Below are 6,927 nucleotides of genomic sequence, written 5' to 3'. Positions count from 1 at the left end.
TAAAGGTAATTCAATATTTTCATATACTGTATATGTTGGCACTAATCCAAAATATTGTAGAACAAATCCAATCTCTTCATTTCTTATTTTTGCTAGTTCTTTATCACTATATAAACTTATTTTCTTTCCTCTAAAATAATAATCTCCTTTAGTTGCTCTATCTATACAACCAAGAATATTTAAAATAGTTGATTTTCCTGAACCAGATGCTCCAACTATTGCAACTAATTCACCTTCATTTATACTAAATGATATATTTTGTAATGCTTCTGTTTTAGCATCATTTTTACCATATGTTTTTGAAATATCTTTAAGCCTTATTATCTCCATTATTCTTGCCTCCTAATTAAATCAGTTACTGAATATTTATTTAAATATCTAATAATAATAGTTGCTACAATCATCATAAAAATGCCCATTATTAAAATTGTTATCATAAAATCTATAAAATTAAAATTAAATATAGGAATTGCTTTAAGTAACCCTAATGAAATTAAACAGCTTATGGTAAGTAGTATAATCACCTCACCCACAACTCTCTTTTTAATATCTTTCATAGTTGCTCCAAGCATAATATTTATCCCATATTCAGCCTTATCCTTTATTATTGAATTAATCATAATTATAACTATTGATATCATTGTAAAAGCAATTATCAAAATTGCTGTGAATATAACCGGACTCAAAGTATCCATAGTTTCTTTCCTATATTCTTTTATTTCTTTTTCTAAACTCTCTATTTTAAACTTATATTTAAACCTATCCAATTCTTTATTTATCTTTTTAATATCTATATTTTCATTAAGTACCATATAACCATATCTTAAATAATTAGCTAGACTAATCTTAATTGCACCTTTTTCTTCAGTCTTAGCCCCATTTAAATGATTTATAATTTCATCATTATAAGGAAATATCATTGAATTATCTAATGTTTGACCTACTACTGAAATTCCACTTTCAAATACATAATTATCTTTATCTAATATCCCAATTACTTTAAGTTTAATAGCCTCTTCTTCTATTCCATCTAAATCTAATGCCCCTATAGTATCTCCTATATTATATTTATCCTTATAAATATTCCCCAAGATAACCGGAACCTCAGTTTTTAAGCTTTCAAAATCTTCAATTCCGCCTTTTATAAATGAATAATTCATCTTTTTTAAGAATTTTTTATTTGCAGTATATGCTTGTACTCTTAAATACTCTTCATTTTTATATTCTATAGGATCATAAGTAAGTACCGTTCCATCTAACACACTATTTCTTTTTATAGGCATATCATCTATAGTGATATGTAAAAAATCAAATTCTTTAGAATTTTCAAAATAATCTTTTATCTTAATAAGCTCATTTATATCACCAACAAGCCCTGCATCATCAACCTTAATTGAATATAAATCATTCGCGATACTTTCAGATTTTATATTACAATACTCGCCATCTTTAAAATAAGAATTTATATTAGAAATAGATAGATTCATATCATTTAAAGTCTGTATAGCAACAAATATACACATAAGTCCAATAGTAAATTGAATTACCGTTAATATTGAATGTATAATTTTTTTACATATTCCTTCATAAATAAATTTAAAATTCATCTAAGTATTCTCCTTAATTATTGTATTTATATCTAATCTTAAAAGCTTAATAATTGGTATTACTATAGCTACTGTACTTATAAAAATATTTACAATAAGTAAAACACCATATACACCCAAAGTAATATTACTCTCTACGCCTCTAAGAATATGAATAAGACTCCATACAATAGCAGTGATACCTAGTGAAATAATAACTGTAATCACATACTCCCTCCATAACTTAATAGCAATAGATATCTTAGTTCCTCCAACTAAACTTTCAATACCTATAAGTTTTTTTGTTTTATCTATCCAATAAGTCCCTATATTTATGATTAATGAAACTAGTGAAATACTCGTAAGAATTCCAAGTATTATATGTATACTATTTTCTCCAATAGCTACTTTTAATGGATTAATTATACTTTCAACTGCTCCCATGTAAACTTCAATATTAAAATCTTCTTTTAACTTACTAGATACTTCCTCATAAATATTTTGCTTACCTTTAACATCTATTTTCATTGCTTCCATAGTAAGATTCTCTTTTAAAGACTTCATATTTAAATAAATAGTTTTATTAAAGATATCATAATCCTCCAATACTCCTACAACATTATAACTTTCATTGTTAATACTAATTTTCCCATTTATTATACTATCTTTAAAATCATAACCAACAATGGCAACTTTTTTACTTTCTATGAGTTCATCTTTTTTAAACATACGCCCACTACTTAGTTCAAAGCTCTTTTCTATATCATAATTATAAAAAATACATTTTATAATTTTATCTTCTTCTACTAACATATCTTTTTCTATAATAATTTCTTCTTCAGAAAATAATTCCAGTAAATACTTATTATCAATTTCTATACCTCCATTTATCATAAAATGCTTAGCATTTTTACTTAATAAAGTATTTTGTAATTTAAACTCACTTTGAATTGTTATTATATTTGAAATTATCCAAATAAAAAAAATATTTATCATTAGAAAAATTATAAAAATAAATATATAATTTTTCTGTAACTTTTTCATGTTTCCTGCTCCTTCATTATAAAATTAAAGGTATTAGCCTTTACAGTTATAATACCTTTAACTCTATTTATTTAATTTTATGGTGAAGTTCTATCAGATATTGATCTACTTCCCGATACTGCTGAATGAAGTCCCATAACACTAGCTTTCCTATACGTAGCTTGTGGAGTTTGGACATACCCATCATTTTCCGTTCTTGAAATGACTGTAACCCAATTTGAATACTTTACAACTGTTTCATTAACACTACATTTTTTATCTGCCCCTGTCCAAGCAAATGCCTGATCATTAATTGCTCCATTATACTCTTTTATACCAGTTTTTGTGAATTTTAATGTAAATACATTTACAGAAAATACTGACATCATAATACCTAACATAACATAACTGAACACATTACTATTTTCTTTGTTTTTAATTCCATGCCAGTACACCTACATATTATCATTTTTGTTATATTATGGCAATACATTAGTTGTACATTATTTAAATACTACTTATTCCTAACATACTATTGCAGTTATGCTTCTGCCACTAAAAAACTTAGAGCTCAAATGCTATAATCATAATATTTTTTAATAAAAAAATAACTATATGAATGTATAAATTTTATACTCATTCATATAGTTATCTTTATTAAATAAATTCTATTTTCCAGTTCATATATCCAGTTTCTTCATTAAGTTCATACTTAAAGTAAGCACTAAATAAATTCCCTTTTCTACTTTTTAAATTTCTAAATCCTACTTTACCATTTTTAAGTAGTAGAACAACCATTTCTTTAGATATACTTTTTCCAAATGAACTTATATACTTATCATTTTTCCAAATAGTATACTTACATCCATTTTTCCAATTTACACATCCAAATCCTTTTTCACCTTCAATAATAGCATTTCCACATATAGGACATTTTCCAAGGTCTTCTTTACCCTCTGGAATATCTACTTTAAAAGTATGAAGAAGTCTATTATCTTTTTTAATAAGGTCTACTGCATTTCTAGTAAACTCTTTTATTAAATTTAAAAACTCTTCTTTTGTAACTAGTCCTTTTTCTATATCAGATAAAGTTTTTTCAAGTCTACCTGTATATTCAAGGTCTAAAAGTTCTTTTGCTGGGAATATTTCAACAATTATTTTTCCAAGCTTTGTTGATGTAAGATTTTTCCCCTTACTTTCTATATACCCTATATCTTTTAGTTTTTTAATAGTTTCAGCTCTTGTAGCAGGTGTTCCTATACTAAATCCACTAAGGATAGCAGCCATCATTTCATCTGATGTATCTTCTACATGCTCATCACTTTCACCATCTATATCTACTGCTTCAACTTCATCTTTTTTAGCATTTTTCTTTTTAAAGCTCTTACCACAAGTCTCCATAAGTCTTAAAAGTGTTTTTTCAGTATGAAGTTTTGGTGGTTTCTTAGTTACTTTGTTAACTTTAGCTTCCACTACATCAACCATTTCATTTTCTTGAACCATAGGAAGTATTGTATCTTTACTCTCTATTTTCTCAACTTTTCTCCAACCTTCTACAAGTTGAATTTTTCCTCTTGATATAAATATACCTTTTGCTTCATCTTTGTATACTTTAGATGTTATCTTACTCTCTTCAAATTCTGCAATTGGCATGAACTGCATTATGAATCTATTTTTAATAGATGTATATACAATTTGCTCATCTTTTGAAAGATTTGATGGCTTCATATAAGTTGGAACAATAGCACTATGGCTCTCAACTTTTGAATTATCAAAAACTCTTTTACTTTTAGTAAATTTAACTTCATCCTCATATGGTAGCCCTTGCTTTAAAGTAGCTAAAACCTTACTTGTTCTATCAATTAAACTTTCCTCAAGACAGATACTCCCTGTTCTTGGGTATGTTATAAATTTCTTCTCATAAAGTGCCTGTGCAGTTTTTAAAACTTTATCTGAAGTCCATCCCTTATACTTACTTGTAACATGACCTTGAAGATTTGATAAATTGAATAAAAATGGTGGATAATCTTTTTTCTTTTCAGTTTGCTTTTCTATAATTTTAGCCTGCTCACCTTTTATAGCTTTAGCAATCACATCAAGATATGCCTTATCCATAAATTTTTCATCAAGTTTATCTTCTTTATTCTTCTCATAATATAGACCTTCAAATTCTTTATTTTCTAAGGTTTTAAAGTTTGCTATCATTTTATAATAACTAGCTTCCTTGAAGTTCTCTATTTCTTTATCTCTATCATATATAATTTTAAGTGTTGGAAGTAATACTCTTCCTATATTTAAAATTTTATTATCATTTAAATTATATTTTATTGTAGCAACAGAAGTTAAGTTAATCCCTATAATCCAATCTGCCCATTGTCTACCTATTCCAGCATCCTGAAGTGGTTTCATCTCTGAATTAAGCTTAAGATTTTTCATTCCCTTTTCAACTTCTTTAGGTGTCCATTCATTTAAAAGTATTCTATATACTGGCTTTTTCTCATTGAAATACATAAATATTTCATCAGAAATTACCTGCCCTTCTCTATCATAATCTGTTGCCGATATAATTCCATCTACATCTTCTCTATCAACAAGTGATTTTATGATATTAATTTGTTTTTGTGCACCTTTATCAGTCATAGCTCTATTGCTAGAATCAACTTTAACTTTATACTTAAACTCTTCTGGTATAAATGGAAACTTCTCAAGTCTCCAAGATTTCATTTCCTCTTCATAATCTTTAGCATCAAATAATTGAAGTAAATGTCCAAATGCCCAAGTAACTAAATAATCCTCACCCTCAAAATACCCATCTTTTCTGCCCTTTATACTTAAAGCCTCTGCTATATTTTTAGCAACTGATGGCTTCTCTGCTATAATAACTTTTTTCAAAAAACCACTCTCCTAAGTGTAAACTACTACCCATATAAATTATTATCTATATCCCTATTTTTAAAACATAAAACCCACAATATTCTCTATTGTAGGCTTTTCTTATATTTAATTATAATATAAATATATGAATTTTCAAAATTTCATTTCTCACATTATTATTATTTATGCCCATTTTTTACAAGAAACTCTTTAAATCCTTCTGTTTCTCTAACAATCTTCAAATCACTATCCTTAAAAATATATTTAAGAAATCCCTCATGAAGTTCAACACCTTTTATAATATCAACTTGTGCCTTATCTATATCACCTGATAACTCATAAAAACAAGCTCTATTATAATATAAAAATTCATCATCTGGATTATATAATATCCCTTGTGATAATATTTCTATACCTTTTTCTATATTTCCCTCTTCTTTATATACAACAGCAAGATTTAAAAAACTACCAGCATAAGCAGGATTCTTTTTTATAGAAGCTATATACATAGATTTACTTTTATCAAATATATTCATCTTTCTATAAACAACACCCATATTATAAAGTGCAAGATAATTATCTTTTTCTATTTCAAGTGCTTTACTAAACAGTCTATAAGCTTTATTAACTTCATTATTTTCTTCATATATAGAACCAAGGTTCATATTCCCCCAAAAATCATCTGGACAAATCTCTAAAAGTTTCTCATACCAATATATTGCTTCCTTCTTCTCTCCACTTAAATCAAGCACATTAGCTAAAAAGAAAATCCCTCTATCATATACAGGATTAATCTCAATAGCTTTTTTATAATACTTTATAGCACTCTCATACTCTTCATCCTCATCATATATAACAGCAAGACCATAATATCCCCTTGCTTCATCTGGATTGGTTCTTATAGCCTTTTTATAGTACATCTTTGCCTTATCAGTATTTGATAACTCATCATATAAAAGTGCTATATTTATGTAAAGTTCTATATCGTCTGTTCCCTCTAAAAGTTCTTCAGCTTTCATATAATGATTAAGAGCTTTTAAGTTCTCACCTTTATCCTGTGCTTTTTCACCTTTATCTATATATAAATTTATTAATCTATTATCCATCTTTTATCTTTCACCTACTCAGTTTTAAAAATAAAATTATCCTATTTATCTAAAAACTCTAAAATATTAGTTATAACTTCATCTCTATTTTTTTCATTTAACATTTCATGTCTTCCCTCATTATAAAGCTTATACTCTACATTTACTACTCCATAAGATTTAAGTTCTGTAACCAATGCTTTTATACCTTTTCCAAACTCACCAACAGGATCTTTATCTCCTGCAAAAATATAAAAACTTGTTTCTTTTTTAATCTTCTCCATATTTTCTTTTCTATGCAATCTAAATATTCCAGTTATAAGATCATAGTAAAATGATGCACTACAAATAAATCCACA

General features: G+C 26.7%; 6 protein-coding genes and 1 pseudogene. All 7 read right to left on the bottom strand.

Annotated elements, in window-relative coordinates; translation table 11 throughout:
- Positions 1-330, bottom strand: a 330-nt coding sequence (locus Q0V15_RS10515; RefSeq protein WP_297438767.1) for an ABC transporter ATP-binding protein, incomplete at its 3' end; no start/stop codon positions are given.
- Positions 330-1,607: an FtsX-like permease family protein gene (locus tag Q0V15_RS10510; protein ID WP_297438765.1), complete on the bottom strand. Its 1,278-nt coding sequence runs from the start codon at positions 1,605-1,607 to the stop codon at positions 330-332. The genes Q0V15_RS10515 and Q0V15_RS10510, both read right to left, overlap by 1 nt.
- Positions 1,608-2,630: an ABC transporter permease gene (locus Q0V15_RS10505; RefSeq protein WP_297438763.1), complete on the bottom strand. Its 1,023-nt coding sequence runs from the start codon at positions 2,628-2,630 to the stop codon at positions 1,608-1,610.
- 77 nt (positions 2,631-2,707) lie between these two features.
- Positions 2,708-2,998 (bottom strand): hypothetical protein, encoded by a 291-nt coding sequence (locus Q0V15_RS10500; RefSeq protein ID WP_297438761.1) that lies wholly within the window; start codon positions 2,996-2,998, stop codon positions 2,708-2,710.
- A 268-nt stretch (positions 2,999-3,266) separates the two neighbouring features.
- Positions 3,267-5,501, bottom strand: a complete 2,235-nt coding sequence (locus Q0V15_RS10495; protein WP_297438759.1) for a type IA DNA topoisomerase — start codon at positions 5,499-5,501, stop codon at positions 3,267-3,269.
- A 161-nt stretch (positions 5,502-5,662) separates the two neighbouring features.
- Positions 5,663-6,589, bottom strand: coding sequence for a lipopolysaccharide assembly protein LapB (locus Q0V15_RS10490; protein ID WP_297438757.1), 927 nt, complete (start codon positions 6,587-6,589; stop codon positions 5,663-5,665).
- A 41-nt stretch (positions 6,590-6,630) separates the two neighbouring features.
- Positions 6,631-6,927: pseudogene (locus tag Q0V15_RS10485) on the bottom strand (alpha/beta hydrolase); the annotation flags it as partial.

Source organism: uncultured Clostridium sp., assembly GCF_947036855.1.
Classification (GTDB): Bacteria; Bacillota; Clostridia; order Clostridiales; family Clostridiaceae; genus Sarcina.
The sequence above is the reverse complement of the archived record's forward strand: the minus strand, read 5'-3'. Positions and strand labels throughout refer to the sequence as shown.

Excerpts from the sequence above, each read along its gene's own strand:
- Q0V15_RS10510 (WP_297438765.1), bottom strand. The coding sequence starts at position 1,607 with ATGAATTTTAAATTTATTTATGAAGGAATATGTAAAAAAATTATACAT.
- Q0V15_RS10490 (WP_297438757.1), bottom strand. The coding sequence starts at position 6,589 with ATGGATAATAGATTAATAAATTTATATATAGATAAAGGTGAAAAAGCA.
- Q0V15_RS10505 (WP_297438763.1), bottom strand. The coding sequence starts at position 2,630 with ATGAAAAAGTTACAGAAAAATTATATATTTATTTTTATAATTTTTCTA.
- Q0V15_RS10500 (WP_297438761.1), bottom strand. The coding sequence starts at position 2,998 with ATGATGTCAGTATTTTCTGTAAATGTATTTACATTAAAATTCACAAAA.